Here is a 19,840-nt window from a genome sequence, read left to right as displayed (position 1 = left end):
GCCAACAAAAAACAAACGGTGATTTGCCGGGACGCGCCGCCGCCGAACTATCGGCGCGCGGCGCGTGTCACAAGCACGAAGGACGGCTGAAACCGTCCGACGCCGAAATCTGAAGACGGTGGCGGGCTTTTGCGTGGCGCCACTGTTTTACGCCTACTTGGGTCAACACAACATGAAAAAACTGCTGAGCATTCTGTTCCTCTCGCTGGGACTCGTTGCCGCCACGGCGCAAGCATCGCCGGCCGCGCCGGTGTCGGGCAAGGACTACACCGTGCTGCCCACGGCGCAGCCGACCGACGTGCCCGCCGGCAAGATCGAAGTCACCGAATTCTTCTGGTACGGCTGCCCGCATTGCAACGAATTCGACCCGTACCTCGAAACGTGGGTGAAGAAGCAAAACCCGGACGTGGTGTTCAAGCGCGTACCGGTCGCCTTCCGCGACGACTTCATTCCGCATTCCAAGATGTATCACGCGCTGGACGCACTCGGCCTCGCCTCGCAGCTCACGCCGAAGGTCTTCAATGAAATCCACGTCAACAAGAACTACCTGCTGACGCCGGAAGATCAGGCCAAATTCCTCGCGAAGAACGGCGTCGATCCGAAGAAATATATGGACGCGTACAACTCGTTCTCGACGCAAAGCGCGCTGCAGAAAGACAAGAAGCTGCTGGAAGACTACAAGATCGACGGCGTGCCGACGTTGGCCGTGCAGGGCAAGTATGAAACCGGCCCGGCCGCGACCAACAGCCTGCCGGGCACGCTCCAGGTGCTGGACTACCTGGTCGCGCAAGTCCGCGCCAAGAAGATGTAAAGCAGAGGCGCCGGAATGAGTTCACCGCTGAAGGTTTTCATTACCGGCGCTTCGAGTGGCATTGGCCTCGCGCTCGCCGCCGAATATGCGCGGCGCGGCGCGATTCTCGGCCTCGTTGCCCGCCGCGGCGACGCCCTCGCCGCGTTCCAGCAGTCCCATCCGCAGAACACCGTCTCCATCTATTCCGTCGACGTTCGCGACGCCGAAGCGCTCGCCGACGCGGCCGCGCAGTTCATCGAGCGGCACGGCTTGCCGGACGTCGTGATCGCCAACGCCGGCATCAGCCGCGGCGCGGTCACGGGCCAGGGCGATTTGCGCACCTTTCGCGAAGTGATGGATATCAATTACTTCGGCATGGTCGCCACCTTCGAGCCGTTCGCCGCCGCGATGATCGCCGCGAAACGCGGCACGCTGGTGGGTATCGCCAGCGTCGCCAGTGTGCGTGGCTTGCCGGGGTCCGGCGCGTACAGCGCGTCGAAATCGGCGGCGCTCAAGTATCTCGAAGCGTTGCGCGTGGAAATGCGGCCGCATGACGTCGGTGTGGTCACCATCGCGCCCGGCTATATCCGCACGCCCATGACCGAGCACAACCCGTACACCATGCCTTTCCTGATGGACGCCGACCGTTTCGCGGTGAAGGTGGCGCAGGCGATCGAACGTCAAACGGCGTTCGCGGTGTTCCCCTGGCAGATGCGCATCGTGGCCATGCTGCTGCACGTGCTGCCGCGTTGGCTCTACGACCGCGCGTTCGAACGCGCGCCGCGCAAGCCGCGCGCCGCCACAGAAGCCGAGTAAGGCATGCACCCCCGTGCGGTCGATGCAGCCGGCGTCGCGCACGAACCCGCCGGCGCCGCGGCACGCATCGTCTCGCTGGTGCCGAGCATTACCGAACTGCTGTTCGCGCTCGGTCTCGACCGGCAGATTGTCGGCCGCACCGGCTTTTGCGTGCATCCTCACGACAAGGTGCGCGAGGTCCGCAAGGTCGGCGGCACCAAGGCCGTGAACCTCGACGCCATTCGTGCGTTGCGCCCCACCCATCTGATCGTCAATATCGACGAAAACGAACGCGATACCGTCGAGCAACTGCGCGCGTTCGTGCCGCATATCGTCGTGACGCATCCGCGGACACCGCAGGACAATCTGGTGCTCTATACGCTGCTGGGCTCGATCTTCGATCGGACGCGGGAAGCGCAGCGCCTGAGCGAAGCGCTCGAAGCCCGCCTAGACGAAGCGGCTGCGCACGCATTCGCGCCGCAAAACGTGCTCTATCTGATCTGGCGCGAGCCGTGGATGACCGTGGCGCGCGACACCTATATCTCCGCGATGCTGCGACTCGTGAACTGGCACACGCTCCCTGATGTGCAAGGCGGTGCGCAAGGCGCAAGACGTTACCCAACGCTCGATCTCGACACCGCGCCATGGCTTGCCCAAGTCGATCGCATCCTGCTCTCCAGTGAGCCGTATCGCTTCACCCAGGCCCATTGCGACACGCTGAAACGCGACGCGCGGCTGGCCGGCAAGCGTATCGAGTTGATCGATGGGGAAATGGTTTCGTGGTACGGCGTGCGTGCGATCGAAGGTATCGCTTATCTGCTGCGGCGCGCAGCGGCGGCATGAGCTTCGACGCCGCGCCGCGAGGCCGGCCAACCTTCCATATGAATATGCGGATTATGTTGTTGTCGGCGCAACCACCCTTCGATAAGCTTTCGCGAAGGCCGGCGCGCGTGTGGGCGACATTGTCCAAGCCATGCGCCAGCGCCGGAAACGTATCACAATGAAGACGGCGGCTACGCTGGACGGCCGCCCGTCGCTCTCGTCAACGGAATATAACCACACAACCAGACGCACTGCCTGACTGCGCTTGTTATGGGAGATCCTATGCGCTTCAAACTGCTCGCAGCCGCCGTACTGTTCACGGCGCCCGCGCTCGTGCTCGCCAAACCGCTGACCGTCTGCACCGAGTCGAGCCCCGACGGCTTCGATGTCGTGCAGTTCAATTCGCTCGTCACGACCAATGCGTCGGCCGATGTGATCTTCAACTCGCTGGTCTCGTACGACGAGGCGGCGAAGAAAGTCGTGCCGGCGCTGGCCGACAAGTGGGACGTGAGCGCCGACGGCCTCACTTACACGTTCCATCTGCGCCCGAACGTGCAGTTCCAGACCACCGACTACTTCAAGCCCACCCGGCCGCTTACGGCCGACGACGTCGTCTTCACGTTCGAGCGCATGCTCGACGACAGCAATCCGTGGCACAAGGTGGCGGGCGCGAGCGGCTTCCCGCATGCGCAGTCGATGGGCCTGCCGAAGCTCATCAAGTCCATCAGCAAGGTCGACGACAACACCGTCAAGTTCGAGCTGAACGCGCCCGACGCAACGTTCGTGTCGATCCTGACGATGGGTTTCGCCTCGATCTATTCGGCTGAATATGCCGACCAGTTGCTCAAGGCCGGCAAGCAGGCCGATCTGAATTCGAAACCGATCGGCACGGGTCCGTTCGAGCTGAAGAGCTATACGAAAGACGCCGTGATCCGCTATGACGTGAATCCTGCCTACTGGGGTCCAAAACCGAAGATCGACCGTTTGATCTACGCGATCACGCCGGACGCCACGGTGCGCGCGCAGAAGGTGAAAACCGGCGAATGCCAGATCGCCTTGTCGCCGAAGCCGCAGGATCTCGCCGACGCGAAGGGCGACAAGTCGCTCGCCATCGTGCAGACGCCCGCCTTCATGACGGCGTTCGTCGCGTTGAACACGCAGAAGAAGCCGCTCGACAACCAGAAGGTGCGCGCTGCGCTCAACATGGCGTTCGACCGCACCACGTATCTGAAGACCGTGTTCGACAATACGGCAACGGCGGCCGTGAACCCGTATCCGCCGAACACATGGAGCTACAACAAGTCCGTTAAGGCGTGGCCGTACGACCCGGCAAAGGCGAAGAAGCTCCTCGCCGACGCGGGCTATCCGAACGGCTTCGAAACGACGATCTGGGTGCGTCCGAACGGCAGCGTGCTGAACCCGAATCCGAAGGCCGGCGCGGAACTGCTGCAAGCCGACTTCGCGAAGATCGGCGTGAAGGCCGAGGTGAAGGTGATCGAATGGGGTGAGCTGATCAAGGAGGCCAAGCAAGGCCAGCATGATTCGCTATTCATGGGCTGGGCGGGCGACAACGGCGATCCAGACAACTACCTGTCGCCGCTATTCAGTTGCAACGCGGTCAAGTCGGGCATCAACTTCGCGCGCTTCTGCGATCAGGATCTAGACAAACTGATTGCCGACGGCAAGGCGACGCCGGATCAGACGAAGCGCGCGAAAGCGTACGAACAGGCGCAGCAGGTCATTCACGATCAGGCGCTGTGGATTCCGCTCGGCTATCCCACTGCGGCGGCCATCACGCGCACGAACGTGAGCGGTTATCACGTGAGTCCGTTTGGACGGCAGAACTTCGGGACGGTGTCGGTGCAGTAATCGCTTCTGCGTCTGCAGCGCGCGAGAAAAAGCCCGGTTGCGTAAGCACCGGGCTTTTTCATCTGCACGCCACCGCAATCACGCCGGCGAAAACCGAATCACCCCATTCGCATCCTGCGCACGCTTCAACTCCCCCGCCAGCCACAGCAGATGCAAGTGCGCCAGCGCTTCGCCCATCGCAAACGTCATCTGATGAATGTCGAGCTGACGCTTGAACATGAGCGGCACGATATCCGCAGCGCTTTGCGGTTTTTCCGCGCATGCCTCGCGCACTTCCGCCAGACGCGCATCATGATGCTCACGCAATTGCCGGATCCGCGTGCGCACGCCGCGGAACGGCTTGCCATGTGACGGCAGCACCAGCGTCTCTTCCGGCATCGTCTCGTAGCGACCGAGCGACTCCAGATAGAGCGCAAGCGGCGAGCCTTCCGGCTCCATATCGAACACCGACACGTTGGTCGAAATGCGCGGCAGCACCATGTCACCGGAAATCAGCACGCCGGTCTCCTCGCAGAACAACGCGCAGTGTTCGGGCGAATGACCGAAGCCGGTCACCACGCGCCACGTTTTGCCGCCGATCTTCACGCCGTCCGCTTCGCGCAAGCGCCGATACTGGCCAGGAATCGCCGGCACAAGGCTCGCGTAATAGCTCTTGCGATTGCGCAGTTTCTCGAGCGATTCCTCGTCGGTCACACCGTGCCGCGCGAAGTGCCGCGCGGCGCCTTCGCCGCCCGCATTCGAACCGTCGCCGGCAGCCATCACGCGGGCCTGCATGTATTCGCCGAGCGTCGTCCACAATCGCACGTCCCAGCGCTTTTTGTCGCCGCCCGCGCAAATCCAGTGTGCAAGACCAATGTGATCGGGATGGCAATGCGTGACGATCACGCGCAGCACCGGCAGGCCGCCGAGCACCGAGTCGAACACCTTTTCCCAGTTTTCCTTGATCGTGTCCGAGGTGATGCCGCAGTCCACTACGGTCCAACCCTGCTGCCCGTCGATCTCGTCGCGTAACAGCCAGAGGTTGATGTGATCCAGCGCGAAGGGCAGCGGCATGCGCAGCCAGAAGACGCCCGGCGAGACTTCCATGGCGTGGCCCGCGTCCGGCAACGCGTCGTTGAACGGGTAGTCGAGTTGGTGTTCGAGTGCATTCATTGTGGGTGTCTTCCTCCGTCGGCCGTCCGGCATGGCGAGGTATGCGATGCCGGATAGCGTGGTTGCGGCGTGCTGGCGCCGTACTGCGCCTGGTTGCGTTCAGCTCAAGTTGACGATAACGTAAACGTTGATTCTATCGTTCAATCCGATTTTCTGCCTGGCCACGGAATGCCCCGATGAACACGCAATACACGATCACCGAGCTCGCGCGGGAATTCGACGTCACGCCGCGCGCGATCCGCTTCTATGAAGATCAGGGTTTACTCTCACCGAGCCGGGAAGGATCGAGCGGCTTGCGGCGTGTGTATTCCGGCCGCGACCGAACGCGTCTGAAGCTCACGTTGCGCGGCAAACGGCTCGGCTTCACGTTGTCGGAAATTCGCGATCTGCTGGACGTGTACGAGTCGCCGACCGACACGGTGCCGCAATTGCACGCGTTCCTCGCCACGGTAGCGCGTCATCGCGAAGTGCTGGAGCGTCAGCTGGAAGACCTGAACGCGACGCTCGAAGACCTCGCGCAATATGAAACGCAGGCGCGCGCGCTGCTCGCGACCGGCGCACGCGAAGCCAAGCCGGCATGAACCACGGCGCGATGCGGCGCGGGCCCACCTGGGCGATACAATCCCGGGTGTCTTTACGACATGAGGCGGATGCACGGTCGACATGAATCACTTCCCCAAACTGCTGTCGTCGCAAATCGGCTTTGACGTCGCACAGACCATGCTCGAAGGATTCGACCGGCACTACCGGGTCTTTCGCGACGCCGCGATCCACGCCAAGACGCTGTTTGAACAGGCCGACTGGCACGGCCTGCAGAAGCTCGCGCGCGACCGCATTGCCTCGTACGACGAACGCGTCGAGGAATGCGTCGAACTGCTCGAAGACGAATACGACGCGGAAAATATCGACGACGAAGTCTGGCAGCAGATCAAGCTGCACTACATCGGCCTCCTCACCACGCACCGGCAGCCCGAATGCGCGGAGACGTTCTTCAATTCGGTATGCTGCAAGATCCTGCACCGCTCGTACTTCAACAACGATTTCATTTTCGTGCGCCCGGCCATCTCGACCGAATACATCGAGAACGACGAACCCGCGGCGAAGCCAACTTACCGCGCGTACTATCCCGGCAAGGACGGCCTCGCGGCGACGCTCGAGCGCATTGTCACGAACTTCCAGCTGGAACCGCCGTTTGAAGATCTGACCCGCGACGTCGGCTGCCTGATGCAGGCGATCCGCGACGCGTTCGGCGTGTTCGACGAAGCGCCCAATTTCCAGATTCACGTGCTCTCGTCACTGTTTTACCGGAACAAGTCTGCGTATATCGTCGGGCGAATCATCAACGGTGATCTGCTGTTGCCGTTCGCGGTGCCGCTGCGCCATGTGAAGCCGGGCGTGCTCGCACTCGACACGGTGCTGCTCAAGCGCGACCAGTTGCTGATCATTTTCAGCTTCTCGCATTCGTATTTCCTTGTGGATATGGAAGTGCCGTCCGCTTACGTCGAGTTTCTCGGCACCATCATGCAGGGCAAACCGAAGGCGGAAATCTACACGTCCGTGGGTTTGCAGAAGCAGGGAAAGAATCTCTTCTATCGCGACCTGCTGCATCACCTGTCGCATTCGAGCGATCAGTTCATCGTCGCGCCCGGCATCAAGGGCCTCGTCATGCTCGTATTCACGCTGCCGTCGTTTCCGTATGTGTTCAAGCTGATCAAGGACAGCTTCCCGCCGCCGAAGGAAACCACGCGCGCGCAGATCAAGGAAAAGTATCAGCTCGTCAAACGGCATGACCGTCTGGGCCGCATGGCCGACACGCTCGAATATTCGAGCGTAGCGTTGCCGGTCTCGCGGCTCGACGAAGCGCTCGTGCGTGAACTCGAAAAGGAAGTGCCGTCGCTGATCGAATACGACGGCGACAGCCTCGTGATTCGCCATATGTATATTGAACGCCGCATGGTGCCGTTGAATCTGTTCCTGCAGAACGGCAACGACGAGGACATCGAGCACGGCATCAAGGAATACGGCAACGCCATCAAGGAACTGATGCAGGCGAACATCTTTCCGGGCGACATGCTGTACAAGAACTTCGGCGTGACACGTCACGGCCGCGTGGTGTTTTACGACTACGATGAAATCGAATATCTGACCGATTGCAACGTGCGCGCGGTGCCGGCGCCGCGTAACGAGGAGGACGAAATGTCGGGCGAGCCGTGGTACTCGGTCGGCCCGCACGACATTTTCCCGGAGACCTACGGCACGTTTCTGCTCGGCGACCCACGCGTGCGCCGCTCGTTCATGCAACATCACGCGGACTTCTTCGAACCTGCGCTATGGCAACGGCACAAGGATCATCTACTGAAAGGCGAACTGCCCGACTTTTTCCCGTACGACGACAGCGTGCGCTTCTGCGTGCGCTACCCGGAACGCTTTGCCGATGCGGCCAGCTCCGCACCGGACGCACCGGCCGACGAGCGCAGCGCGCGGGTCGCATGAGGCGCCTGTGCCGCCCGCAGTGTTGATGCCTCGTCCGAACCTTATGTAACGACATCGACCGGTCAATCGGTCGAGCAACCGCCAAGACGCACCATGAACACGAACGCTTCCACTCCTGACAATCCGCTCGCGCATCTGTTCGACAACAACGAAGCGTGGGTCGCCCGCAAGCTGTCCGAAGACCCCGAGTATTTTTCGCGTCTCGCACATCAGCAAACGCCCGAGTATTTGTGGATCGGCTGCTCCGATTCGCGCGTGCCGGCGAACCAGATCATCGGCCTGCCGCCGGGCGAAGTGTTCGTGCATAGAAACATCGCTAACGTGGTGGTGCATTCCGATCTGAACTGTCTCTCGGTGATCCAGTTCGCCGTCGATCTGCTGAAGGTCAAGCACATCATGGTGGTCGGCCACTATGGCTGCTCGGGTGTCGGCGCGGCGCTACACGGCCGCCGCGTGGGTCTCGCGGACAACTGGCTGCACCACGTGCAGGACGTGCGCGCCAAGCATGCGGCGCTGATCGAGGAATGGCCGATCGGCGAGGCGCGTCACCGGCGTCTGGTCGAACTGAACGCGATCGAACAGGTGATGAACGTGTGCCGCACCACCATCGTCAACGATGCATGGGCGCGCGGCCAGGCGTTGACGGTACATGCCTGGGCGTACGGCGTGCATGACGGCAAGGTGCGCAATCTCGGCATGACGATCAGCGAGCCGGCCGCGCTCGACGCAACCTATCAGAAGTGTGTCGCGGCCGTGTCGGCGAGTGGCCCGCACAAGGCAGACAACGACGTGGTGGCAGCCGATGCGGCTCAGCTAGGCGACGTGCCGGCCATCGTCGAAGGCGTCATCAAGGAGCTTAAACATGAGTGAGACAAACATGAGTGAGACAAAGGCTGATCCGATCGTTATCGTGGGCGTGGCCCGCACGCCGATGGCGGCCTTTCAGGGTGACTTCGCCACACTGACCGCGCCGCAATTGGGCGCGGTGGCGATCGAGGCGGCCGTGCAGCGCGCGGGCCTGAAACCCGAACAGATCGACGAAGTGGTGATGGGTTGCGTGCTGCCCGCAGGCCTCGGCCAGGCGCCGGCGCGTCAGGCCGCGCTCGGCGCCGGCTTGCCGCTCGCCACCGGCAGCACCACGGTGAACAAGATGTGCGGCTCCGGCATGCGTGCGGCAATGTTCGCGCACGACATGCTCGCTGCCGGCTCCGTCGACGTGATCGTCGCGGGCGGCATGGAAAGCATGACGAATGCGCCGTACCTGCTGCCGAAAGCGCGCGCCGGCATGCGTATGGGCCACGGCCAGGTGATCGACCACATGTTCTACGACGGTCTCGAAGACGCCTACGAAAAAGGCCGTCTGATGGGCACCTTTGCCGAAGAATGCGCGGCCTCGTTCGACTTCACGCGCGAAGCGCAAGACGCGTTCGCCGTCGAGTCGCTCAACCGCGCGAAGCGCGCGAACGAAGACGGTTCGTTCAGCTGGGAAATCGCGCCGGTGAAGGTGCAAAGCCGCAAGGGCGAAGTCACCATCGATCACGACGAACAGCCGTTCAAGGCGAACCTCGACAAGATTCCAACGCTCAAACCCGCATTCAGCAAAACCGGCACGGTGACGGCGGCGAATTCGTCGTCGATTTCCGACGGCGCGGCCGCGCTCGTCATGATGCGCGAGTCGACGGCGAAGCGCCTCGGCGTGGAGCCGATTGCGCGCGTGGTCGGCCACTCGACCTTCGCACAGGAACCGGCGAAGTTCACCACCGCGCCGGTCGGGGCGATTCGCAAGCTGTTCGAGAAGAATGGCTGGCGCGCCGACGAAGTCGATCTGTATGAGGTCAACGAAGCATTTGCCGTCGTGACCATGGCGGCCATGAAGGAACACCATCTGCCGCACGAAAAGGTCAACGTGAACGGCGGCGCCTGTGCGCTCGGTCATCCGATCGGCGCGTCGGGCGCGCGCATTCTCGTCACGCTGATCGGCGCGCTCAAGCAACGCGGCGGCAAGCGCGGCGTCGCGACGCTGTGCATCGGCGGCGGCGAAGCGACGGCCATGGGTATCGAACTCGTGTAACGCGATTCGGGGCGTTTTGACAGCTTGGAGTATTCGATGAAAACAGTGTTGATCGTCGGTGCGTCGCGTGGCATCGGCCAGGAGTTTGTGCGGCAGTACAAAAAGAGCGGCTGGCGCGTGCTCGCCACCGCGCGTGACGGCGCCGCGCTCGATGCGTTGAATGAACTCGGCGCCCAAACGTTCTCGCTCGACGTGAGCGCGCCAGAGGAAATCGCCGCGCTCGGCTGGAAGCTCGACGGTGAACGGCTCGATGCGGCGATCGTGGTGGCGGGCGTCTACGGCCCGCGCACCGAAGGCATCGAGACGATCACCGCTGAAGACTTCGACCACGTCATGCACACCAATGTGCGCGGACCGATGCAATTGATGCCGATCCTGCTGCCGCTCGTCGAAGAAGCCGGCGGCGTATTCGCGGTGATTTCGAGCAAGATGGGCAGCATTGGCGACGCGAGCGGCACGACCGGCTGGCTGTATCGCGCGAGCAAGGCGGCGCTGAACGACGCGTTGAAACTCGCGTCGCTGGACGCTCGGCGCGCCACGTGCATTTCGCTGCATCCAGGCTGGGTGCAAACCGACATGGGCGGCGCCCAGGCGGCGATCGATCCCGCGCGCAGCGTGACCGGCATGCGTGATGTGCTGGCGCAGGCCGCGGGTGCGCGCGAAGCGTTCAACGGCCGCTTCTATCAATACGACGGGACACCGCTCGACTGGTGAGCAACTACTTGAACGGGATCACTTATGGTGCTTGATCAGGATCACCTGATGGTCCGCGACGCGCTGCGCACGTTCGTACGCGAAGCGATCACGCCGCATGCGGCGGCATGGGACCGCGAACGCACGTTTCCGCAGGACGTGCATCGGCAACTGGCGGAACTCGGCGCGTATGGCGTGCTCGTGCCCGAAACGTACGGCGGCGCCGGCATGGACGCGCTGGCGCTCGCGCTGATACTCGAAGAAATCGCAGCCGGCGACGGCGGCACTTCGACGGCGATCTCCGTCAACAACTGCCCCGTGTGCAGCATTCTGCTCACCTACGGCAACGACACGCAGAAACGCGACTGGCTGACGCCGCTCGCGCGCGGCGACATGCTCGGCGCGTTTTGCCTGACCGAACCGCAAGCCGGTTCCGACGCCTCCGCGCTGCGCACCACCGCGACCCGCGACGACGATTCGTATGTGTTGAACGGCGTCAAACAGTTCATCACGAGCGGCAAGAACGGCAATGTTGCGATCGTCATGGCCGTGACGGACAAGGCCGCGGGCAAGCGCGGCATCAGCGCGTTTATCGTGCCGACCGATACGAAGGGTTACGTCGTCGCGCGGGTTGAAGACAAGCTCGGCCAGCATTCGTCGGACACCGCGCAGATCATTTTCGAGGATTGCCGCGTGCCGGCCGCGAACCTGATCGGCGCGGAAGGCGAAGGCTACCGGATCGCGCTGTCAGGGCTCGAAGGCGGCCGTATCGGCATCGCCGCGCAAAGCGTCGGCATGGCGCGCGCCGCGTTCGAGGCGGCGCTGAGTTATGCGAAGGAGCGCGAGAGCTTTGGCGTGCCGCTCTTTTCGCACCAGGCCGTGCAATTCCGCCTCGCCGACATGGCGACGCAACTCGAAGCGGCGCGCCAGTTGATCTGGCACGCCGCCTCGTTGAAAGACGCCGGCCAGCCGTGCCTTACTGAAGCCGCTATGGCCAAACTGTTTGCCTCCGAAGCCGCCGAGCGCATCTGTTCGGCCGCCTTACAGATTCATGGCGGCTACGGCTATCTGAGCGACTTCCCGGTCGAGCGGATTTACCGCGATGTGCGCGTTTGCCAGATCTACGAGGGCACCAGCGACATCCAGAAAATTTTGATCGCACGCGGTCTTGGCTGAAAGTCTGATGAATAAGCAACTGTTGCCGTTACAACGACCTGCCGATTGTCCCTGTGGGGGCGCCGCGCCCGATCAACGCAACGGCGCCAAGGTGCCCCGCTTCGCGCAATGCTGCGGCCGCTATATCGACGGCGGCGAAGCGGCGCCACGGGCCCTTGAATTGATGCGCTCGCGCTACAGTGCCTATGTGGTCGGTGCGACGGATTATCTGCGCGCAACCTGGGCGCCGCACACCTGCCCCGCCGATCTCGACGCGGATCCCGCTTCGCCCGACGCGCCACGGTGGCTCGGACTGCAGATCAAGGCGTTTGCTGAAACCGACGCTCATCACGCGACCGTCGAATTCGTCGCGCGGTACAAGGTGGGCGGCCGCGCGCATCGGCTTCATGAACTGAGCCGTTTCGTTCGCGACGAAGACGGTCGCTGGCGTTACGTGGATGGCGACGTGAACGAATAACCTTCCCGACCCTTACACGACGCCGCAGCGTCCTTACGCCGCGCTCACATATGGCCCCGATAGCGGGGCCATTTTTTCGTGTTGGCTCCATGCCACAACGCCCGCGCCGCGCCTGATTGCTTCGTTGCACCAAACACCCGCGAGGCCCGCACGACCGGCCCGAGGTGGCCGATCGACGCGCGGCAAATTTTGCGTCGCGGGTTCTCCTTGATTGCACAAAACAAAATTGTCGTGCCAGGATGAGGCCGTAGCTTCATGACGTCACGTTGCGAGAGCCGGTCCATACCACTCCGCAAATTGCGCAGGGCGCCCTGCCGGGCACCAGAGAGTGTGGTTCCGGCGGCGGTTTCAGGCAGCAGGCGTGACGCTCATCATCGGCGCGTGGGGTCGCGTCGGCCGTTTGGGTTCATCCCGTGCGATCTCGATTAGCGTGCGTGCGCCTTTGGCGCACTCCGTGCGCGAGTGTGCTTTTGTTTGTCGAAAGGCCAGCCGAAAGGCAAATGTCAGTAATGGCTTTCGATAAACGGGCATCACGGTGTTCAGGGCAGGTTTTTGAGGCAGGTGCGTCAATGGTGTTCAGCAAGGTTCTGACGAAGTGTGCGGTGATATGTGCAGCGGCCACGTGCGCTGTCGCACTCGCGCACGCCGACCCGCTCGCCGACATTCAGGCTGGACCGCTGACACGCGCGCACGTGCCGCGTATTGCGCTCGACGACGACGTCTATCTGCCCAGCGCAGGTCTGAACGAACAGATCATCCGCGTACCGGTCGACGCAGCCGGCACGATTACCCTCGAAACGACGATCTACAAACCGGACGGCGCAGGCCCGTTTCCGATGATCGTTTTCAACCACGGCAAGATTCCCGGCGATCCGCGCACGCAGGAACGCAGCGACCCGCTGCCGTTCGCGCGCGAATTCGTGCGCCGTGGTTATGTGGTGGTGGCGCCGAACCGTCAGGGTTTCGGCCATTCGGACGGCGCTTATCAGCAGGACGGTTGCGACGTCGAAAAGAACGGCATCAGCCAGGCCGGCGACGTCGCCGCGACGGTCGACTTCATGTCGAAGCAACCTTACGTGGATGCCACGCACATCGTCGTGGCCGGCACCTCGCACGGCGGTCTTGCGACGATTGCCTACGGTACGGAAGCGGCGCCCGGCGTGCGCGCGCTGATCAATTTCTCGGGCGGCTTGCGGCAGGATGCTTGCAGCGACTGGCAGGGCAACCTGACGCGCGCCTTCGGCGCTTACGGCGAGAAGACCAAGGTGCCGTCGCTTTGGATGTACGGCGATAACGATTCGGTCTGGAATGCGCCGCTGGTGGCGGGCATGTATGCCGCGTTCGGTGCGCACGGCGCGAGCGCGAAGATGGTGGATTTCGGCAACTACAAGAACGATGCGCACCGGCTGGTCGGCGACCGCGATGGCGTGCATGTGTGGTGGCCGGCCGTGGAAGCGTTCCTTGCGCGAGTGGGAATGCCGACTGGTGTGCAGTATCGTGTGTCGGATCCTTCCATGCCGAAGGCGAGCGGGTTTGCCGCTGTCGATGCGGTCGATGCCGTGCCGTTTGTCGACGAGGCCGGGCGCAATGGGTATCGGAATTTCCTGCATCAGTTTCCTAGCCGGGCGTTTGCTGTGTCTGATACTGGGGCTTGGTCGTGGGCTGAGGGTGGCGATGATCCTATGTCGGTTGCCGTGGCCAATTGTCAGAAGCAGAGTTCGGCGCCTTGCCGGTTGTATGCGGTGAATAATGCGGTTGTTTGGGGGGATCAGTCTTCGCAGACGGCTGATGGTGGGGCTGGGGGTAGCGGTGATGCGCGGCGGGCTATTGCTAGTCGGGAGTGAGTGGTTTTTTGCCTGAATGGCGGTGTTTTTGGTTGTTTCCCTCGGGTGTTGGCCTTTCCTTGCTTTGTTAGTGGTCTATTGGCGTTGCCCCTGTGCGGGGCGGCACCTACTTTCTTTGCCGCGGCAAAGAAAGTAGGCAAAGAAAGCCGCTTTGCACCGCCAGCTCTTAAGCGGGGTCCCCGCACAGCCACGGTAGTGGTCCATCTGGAATCCGTGCCCTCGCACATTCGGCCTTCGTGACAAGGCCGTCATACTTCCTGCTTCGCGCTGCGCGCTCGCCAGAACGGTCAGCCTGAAACCCGAGGCTGCGTTCGTATGCGGCGGGAGCCATCGGCTTCGCCTCGGCGTGGCGCCGATGCGGCCGGCGCAAGGAGCGAGCGGAATTTTTGGAAGCCCGGCCGATACATGTAGCGAGCCGCAGGATTAGAAGTACTGCCGGCGTAAGAGCCGAGCCGCGGCATTAGAGATACTGCCGGCGTAAGAGTCGAGCCGAGGCATTAGAAATACTGCTGGTGTAAGAGCCGAGTCGCGGCGTTAGAAATACTGCCGGGGTAAGAAATGAACAGCGGCTTTAGAAATACTGCTGACGCAAGGGGCTGCGATACGAAGTCGGGCTGGCGTAAGAAACCGACGGGCATTTAAGAAATCCCGCTGCCTACAAACGACCGATCGTTTTAATGAAGTACCGCCACGGCCCGCGCGCAGCGCCGCTGGAAGAATGACTGCTGTGTCACAAGCGCTGAATGTGCGAGGGCACGGATTCCAGATGGACCACTACCGTGGCTGTGCGGGGACCCCGCTTAAGAGCTGGCGGTGCAAAGCGGCTTTCTTTGCCTACTTTCTTTGCCGCGGCAAAGAAAGTAGGTGCCGCCCCGCACAGGGGCAACGCCAATAGACCACTAACAAAGCAAGGAAAGGCCAACACCACAAAGACCACAGCCAAAAAACCGCCGAACAGGCAAAAAAGCCCCGCCCACCCCAATTTCCCGCCAGTAAAACCCAACTACTTTGCCGTCGCTAACTGCACCGATCAGCAACCTTCCGCGGAAAACAGAAACCACCTGCATCGAACAGCCAACAACCCCAGCGCCGCAGGCAAAAACCGCCCATCCGCCCCTAGTGCACAGCACGAAATAAACCGCTAATCTCGACCCCGCAAGCCCGCCAAGGGCCGCGCGCAGCGCAGAAAAAAGAAGCGCAGCACGCTCGAAAATGGCCCTAAAAAAGCCACGCCGCACAGCGGCCAAAAAGCACCCTGGAGTACCCTTTGGAAAAGTCAGCAGCACAGTCAACAGCCCCCGAAGACTGGATCGCCCGCAGCCTGCGCGCCGTCTGGCACCCCTGCACGCAGATGAAGCACCACGAGCGCCTGCCGCTCGTGCCCGTCGCGCGTGGTCAAGGCGCGTGGCTCTACGATCGCGCCGGCCATCGCTATCTGGATGCCATCAGCTCCTGGTGGGTCAACCTGTTCGGTCACGCCAACCCGCGCATCAACGCGGCGCTCAAAGACCAACTCGACACGCTCGAACACGCCATGCTCGCCGGCTGCACGCATGAACCGGCTATCGAACTCGCAGAGCGGCTCAGCGCGCTCACCGGCAATACGCTCGGCCACGCATTCTTCGCATCGGATGGCGCGTCCGCCGTCGAAATCGCCTTGAAGATGAGCTTCCACTCATGGCGCAATCGCGGTTTCTCCGACAAGCAGGAATTCGTCTGCATCGCCAACAGCTACCACGGCGAAACCATCGGCGCACTCGGTGTCACGGATGTCGCGCTGTTCAAGGACGCCTACGACCCGTTGATCCGCCACGCGCATGTCGTGGCATCGCCCGATGCTCGTCTCGCGCAAGCTGGCGAAAGCGCCGCCGATGTCGCGCGCCGCGCACTCGATCACGTTCGCGCACTGTTCGAAGCACGCGCCACGAAAATCGCCGCGCTGATCGTCGAGCCGCTCGTGCAATGCGCGGCCGGCATGGCCATGCACGACGCGTCGTATATCGCCGGATTGCGCGCCTTGTGCGATCAATACGGCGTGCACCTGATCGCCGATGAAATCGCCGTAGGCTGCGGGCGCACCGGCACCTTCTTCGCATGCGAACAGGCCGGCATCTGGCCGGACTTCATCTGTCTGTCGAAAGGTATCAGCGGCGGGTATCTGCCGCTTTCGATCGTGCTGTCGCGCGACGAAATTTTCGATGCCTTCTATCACGACGACACCGCGCGCGGCTTCCTGCACTCGCATTCGTACACGGGCAATCCGCTCGCCTGCCGCGCGGCGCTCGCTACGCTCGATCTGTTCGAGAGCGACAACGTTCTCGCCGCCAACACGCAGAAGTCCGCGAAGCTGAAAGCCGCGCTCGCGCCGCTCGCCGATCACGAGCAAGTCCGCAATCTGCGTCAGCGCGGCACGATCTTCGCGTTCGACGCCGTGATCGACGATGCTCAGCAAGCCAGAACATTCTCGCGCCGCTTCTTCGAAAACGCGTTGCAGCGCGAACTGCTGCTGCGCCCAATCGGAACCACGGTGTATCTGATGCCCCCTTATATCCTCGACGGCGAAGAACTCGCGCTGCTCGCTTCACGCACGCGCGAAACCTTCGAAGCCACGCTTGCGGAGACCCGCTAATGCATCTGCTCGACACGCTCGCCGAAGGGCTGAAGGAGATCGACGCGCGCGGCCTGCGCCGTCGCCGCCGCACCGCCGACACGCCGTGCGCGGCCCACATGACGGTCGACGGCCGCGCGATCATCGGCTTCGCCAGCAACGACTATCTCGGGCTCGCCGCGCATCCGCAACTGGTCGCGGCCATCGCCGAAGGCGCAGAGCGCTACGGCGCGGGCAGCGGCGGCTCGCATCTGCTCGGCGGCCACTCGCGCGCGCATGCGCAACTCGAAGACGATCTCGCGGAATTCGTCGGCGGCTTCGTCGACAATGCGCGCGCGCTCTACTTCAGCACCGGCTACATGGCAAATCTCGCCACGCTTACCGCGCTCGCGGGCCGTGGCACGACGCTCTTCTCCGACTCGCTGAATCACGCGTCGCTGATCGACGGTGCGCGTTTGTCCCGCGCCGACGTGCAGATCTACCCGCACTGCGATACCGAAGCGCTGAGCGCGATGCTCGAAGCCTCGGACGCCGATGTCAAAGTGGTCGTCTCCGACACCGTTTTCAGCATGGACGGCGACATCGCACCGCTAGCACGCCTGCTCGAACTCGCGGAAAAACACGGCGCGTGGCTGATCGTCGACGACGCGCACGGTTTCGGCGTGCTCGGCCCGCAAGGCCGCGGCGCGATCGCGCAAGCGGCGCTGCGTTCGCCGAACCTCATTTCGATCGGCACGCTCGGCAAAGCGGCCGGCGTTTCCGGCGCATTCGTCGCGGCGCATGAGACGGTGATCGAATGGCTCGTGCAGCGCGCACGTCCGTACATTTTCACTACGGCGTCGGTGCCGGCCGCCGCGCACGCGGTGTCGGCGAGCCTGCGCATCATCGGTGGCGAAGAAGGCGACGCGCGGCGCGCGCATCTGCAGCAGTTGATCGAGCGCACGCGCGCCATGCTGAAGGCAACGCCGTGGATACCGGTCGATTCGCATACGGCCGTGCAACCGCTCATCATCGGCGCGAACGATGCCACGCTGGATATCGCGGCCACCCTCGAACGTGCGGGTCTATGGGTGCCGGCCATCCGTCCGCCGACCGTGCCCGCCGGCACATCGCGCTTGCGCATTTCGCTGTCGGCCGCGCACTCGCAGGCGGACCTCGATCGGCTCGAAGCCGGCTTGCAGCAATTGGGAGCGAAAGCGGCATGAGTAGCGCGAATCAAAATGCACTGTCGTTGTTCGTCACCGGCACCGATACGGAAATCGGCAAGACGTTCGTCTCGGCTGCACTATTGCGCGGCTTCGTTCGCGAAGGGCTGCAAGCCGCCGCGATGAAGCCGATCGCCGCCGGCGCGTTCGAAGTGGACGGCGTGCTGCATAACGAGGACGCGGATCAACTCGACGCCGCGTCGAACGTCCTGCTGTCGCCCGAGATGCGCACACCGTATCTGTTGAAGGAACCGGCCGCGCCGCATATTGCGGCCGCGCTGGAAAACGTCTCGCTCGATCTGGACCGTATCGTCGACTGTCACGCGCAAGCGCTCAAGCGCGCGCAGATCGTCGTGGTGGAAGGCGTCGGCGGATTTCGCGTGCCGTTGACCGCCACTCAGGACACCGCCGATCTCGCCGTCGCCCTGAAACTGCCGGTCGTGCTGGTGGTCGGCATGCGGCTCGGTTGCATCAGCCATGCGCTGCTCACAGCCGAAGCGATCGCCGCGCGCGGGCTCACGCTCGCCGGCTGGGTTGCCAACCGGATCGATCCGGACATGACGTTTCCCGACGAAAACATCGCGTCGATCCGCGCGCATCTCGCCCGCGAATACGACGCGCCGCTGCTCGGCATCGTGCCGCATCTGAGCCCCGCTTCGCCCGAGTTCGCGGCGGAGCAGCTCGACATCAACCGCCTTTTGCAGACGCTGCGCCACGCGCAGCGCTGAACCCCCATCACATCCATCCATGAGGATCGACGACATGACGCAACTGAACATCGCACCGGCGTCCGCCGAAACGGCCGCCGCCAACAACAACGCCGCAGCCGGCACGAAGCAGGTCGCGCGCTGGCGCGTGGCGGACATCGTGGCGTTGTACGAACTGCCGTTCAACGACCTGATGTTCCAGGCGCAGCAAACCCATCGCGAACATTTCGACGCGAATACCGTGCAACTGTCGACGCTGCTGTCGATCAAGACCGGCGGCTGCGAAGAAGATTGCGCGTACTGTCCGCAGTCGGTGCATCACGACACGGGCCTGCAAGCCGACAAACTGATGCCGGTCGACGAAGTGCTCGCCGCCGCGAAGGTCGCCAAGGAAAACGGCGCGACGCGTTTCTGCATGGGCGCCGCATGGCGTAATCCGAAAGACCGTCACCTCGAACCGATCAAGGACATGATCCGCGGCGTGAAGGCGATGGGTCTCGAAACCTGCGTGACGCTCGGCATGCTCGAAACGCATCAGGCGCAAGGGCTGCGCGAAGCAGGCCTCGACTACTACAACCACAATCTCGATACGTCGCCGGAGTTCTACGGCCAGATCATTTCGACGCGCACGTATCAGGATCGCCTCGACACGCTGGAACGCGTGCGCGATGCCGGCATCAACGTGTGCTGCGGCGGGATTGTCGGACTGGGCGAGTCGCGCCGTGAGCGCGCCGGCCTGATCGCGCAACTGGCGAACATGGAGCCGTATCCGGAATCGGTGCCCATCAACAATCTGGTGCAGGTGGAAGGCACGCCGCTGACCGGCACGGAAGCGATCGACCCGTTCGAATTCGTGCGCACGATTGCGATTGCGCGCATCACCATGCCGCGCGCCATGGTGCGTCTGTCGGCGGGCCGCGAGCAGATGAACGAAGCGTTGCAGGCCATGTGCTTCCTCGCCGGCGCGAACTCGATTTTCTATGGCGATCAGTTGCTGACCACGAGCAATCCGCAGGCGGAAGCCGACCGCAAGCTGCTCGAACGACTCGGCATTCGCGCCGAGGCCGCGCAACAAATGCCGCTCGATCAAAGCGGCTGCGAGCATGGCTGCGATAAACACGCTGCGCCGAACTGAGCGCGTGCGCCGCGTGCAAAAAA

At 62.9% G+C, this 19,840-nt stretch carries 17 protein-coding genes; 16 read left to right on the top strand and 1 reads right to left on the bottom strand.

The features are described from left to right. Positions 1 to 172: 172 nt before the first annotated feature. The 4 genes from P0D70_RS10920 (at position 173) to P0D70_RS10905 (ending at position 4,276) form a co-directional block, all read left to right on the top strand. The gene (locus P0D70_RS10920; RefSeq protein ID WP_091800849.1) at positions 173 to 811 is read left to right on the top strand and encodes a thiol:disulfide interchange protein DsbA/DsbL; all 639 of its coding nucleotides are present in this window, start codon (positions 173 to 175) and stop codon (positions 809 to 811) included. 15 nt (positions 812 to 826) lie between these two features. Then, complete coding sequence (locus tag P0D70_RS10915; RefSeq protein WP_408184479.1) at positions 827 to 1,606, top strand: SDR family oxidoreductase; 780 nt, start codon at positions 827 to 829, stop codon at positions 1,604 to 1,606. A gap of 3 nt (positions 1,607 to 1,609) precedes the next feature. After that, positions 1,610 to 2,428 (top strand): cobalamin-binding protein, encoded by an 819-nt coding sequence (locus P0D70_RS10910; protein ID WP_408184478.1) that lies wholly within the window; start codon positions 1,610 to 1,612, stop codon positions 2,426 to 2,428. A 261-nt stretch (positions 2,429 to 2,689) separates the two neighbouring features. Further along, complete coding sequence (locus P0D70_RS10905; RefSeq protein WP_408184477.1) at positions 2,690 to 4,276, top strand: ABC transporter substrate-binding protein; 1,587 nt, start codon at positions 2,690 to 2,692, stop codon at positions 4,274 to 4,276. A gap of 78 nt (positions 4,277 to 4,354) precedes the next feature. Here the strand turns inward: P0D70_RS10905 and P0D70_RS10900 are convergent, their stop codons facing one another. Continuing rightward, positions 4,355 to 5,428: an MBL fold metallo-hydrolase gene (locus tag P0D70_RS10900; RefSeq protein WP_408184476.1), complete on the bottom strand. Its 1,074-nt coding sequence runs from the start codon at positions 5,426 to 5,428 to the stop codon at positions 4,355 to 4,357. A 176-nt stretch (positions 5,429 to 5,604) separates the two neighbouring features. On the opposite strand from P0D70_RS10900, the gene P0D70_RS10895 reads away from it, so the two are divergent. The 12 genes from P0D70_RS10895 (at position 5,605) to bioB (ending at position 19,817) form a co-directional block, all read left to right on the top strand. Next, entirely contained in the window at positions 5,605 to 6,009 is a 405-nt protein-coding gene (locus P0D70_RS10895) for a MerR family transcriptional regulator (RefSeq protein WP_091796945.1), read from the top strand. A gap of 82 nt (positions 6,010 to 6,091) precedes the next feature. Further along, entirely contained in the window at positions 6,092 to 7,921 is a 1,830-nt protein-coding gene (gene aceK, locus P0D70_RS10890; RefSeq protein WP_091796947.1) for a bifunctional isocitrate dehydrogenase kinase/phosphatase, read from the top strand. A gap of 93 nt (positions 7,922 to 8,014) precedes the next feature. Further along, positions 8,015 to 8,791, top strand: coding sequence for a carbonate dehydratase (gene can / locus P0D70_RS10885; RefSeq protein WP_408184475.1), 777 nt, complete (start codon positions 8,015 to 8,017; stop codon positions 8,789 to 8,791). Then, complete coding sequence (locus P0D70_RS10880; RefSeq protein WP_408184474.1) at positions 8,784 to 9,992, top strand: acetyl-CoA C-acetyltransferase; 1,209 nt, start codon at positions 8,784 to 8,786, stop codon at positions 9,990 to 9,992. Before can ends, P0D70_RS10880 begins: the two co-directional genes overlap by 8 nt. 36 nt (positions 9,993 to 10,028) lie before the next feature. After that, the gene (locus P0D70_RS10875) at positions 10,029 to 10,706 is read left to right on the top strand and encodes an SDR family oxidoreductase (protein WP_091796951.1); all 678 of its coding nucleotides are present in this window, start codon (positions 10,029 to 10,031) and stop codon (positions 10,704 to 10,706) included. Positions 10,707 to 10,730: 24 nt separating this feature from the next. Continuing rightward, positions 10,731 to 11,861, top strand: a complete 1,131-nt coding sequence (locus P0D70_RS10870) for an acyl-CoA dehydrogenase family protein (RefSeq protein WP_408184472.1) — start codon at positions 10,731 to 10,733, stop codon at positions 11,859 to 11,861. A 7-nt stretch (positions 11,862 to 11,868) separates the two neighbouring features. Then, complete coding sequence (locus tag P0D70_RS10865) at positions 11,869 to 12,318, top strand: YchJ family protein (RefSeq protein WP_408184471.1); 450 nt, start codon at positions 11,869 to 11,871, stop codon at positions 12,316 to 12,318. Positions 12,319 to 12,887: 569 nt separating this feature from the next. Continuing rightward, positions 12,888 to 14,162 (top strand): dienelactone hydrolase family protein, encoded by a 1,275-nt coding sequence (locus P0D70_RS10860; protein ID WP_408184470.1) that lies wholly within the window; start codon positions 12,888 to 12,890, stop codon positions 14,160 to 14,162. A gap of 1,267 nt (positions 14,163 to 15,429) precedes the next feature. Beyond that, positions 15,430 to 16,791, top strand: coding sequence for an adenosylmethionine--8-amino-7-oxononanoate transaminase (gene bioA, locus P0D70_RS10855; protein WP_091796958.1), 1,362 nt, complete (start codon positions 15,430 to 15,432; stop codon positions 16,789 to 16,791). Further along, complete coding sequence (bioF, locus tag P0D70_RS10850; protein WP_091796960.1) at positions 16,791 to 17,975, top strand: 8-amino-7-oxononanoate synthase; 1,185 nt, start codon at positions 16,791 to 16,793, stop codon at positions 17,973 to 17,975. Before bioA ends, bioF begins: the two co-directional genes overlap by 1 nt. Next, positions 17,972 to 18,703: a dethiobiotin synthase gene (gene bioD / locus P0D70_RS10845; RefSeq protein ID WP_408184468.1), complete on the top strand. Its 732-nt coding sequence runs from the start codon at positions 17,972 to 17,974 to the stop codon at positions 18,701 to 18,703. Before bioF ends, bioD begins: the two co-directional genes overlap by 4 nt. Before the next feature lie 34 nt (positions 18,704 to 18,737). Continuing rightward, on the top strand, positions 18,738 to 19,817 hold the full coding sequence (gene bioB / locus P0D70_RS10840; protein ID WP_408184467.1) for a biotin synthase BioB: 1,080 nt from the start codon (positions 18,738 to 18,740) through the stop codon (positions 19,815 to 19,817). Positions 19,818 to 19,840 lie beyond the last annotated feature (23 nt).

The sequence above is a fragment of the Paraburkholderia sp. RL17-381-BIF-C genome, assembly GCF_046026435.1.
GTDB lineage: Bacteria > Pseudomonadota > Gammaproteobacteria > Burkholderiales > Burkholderiaceae > Paraburkholderia.
This window is presented reverse-complemented; position numbering and strand designations above follow the sequence as displayed.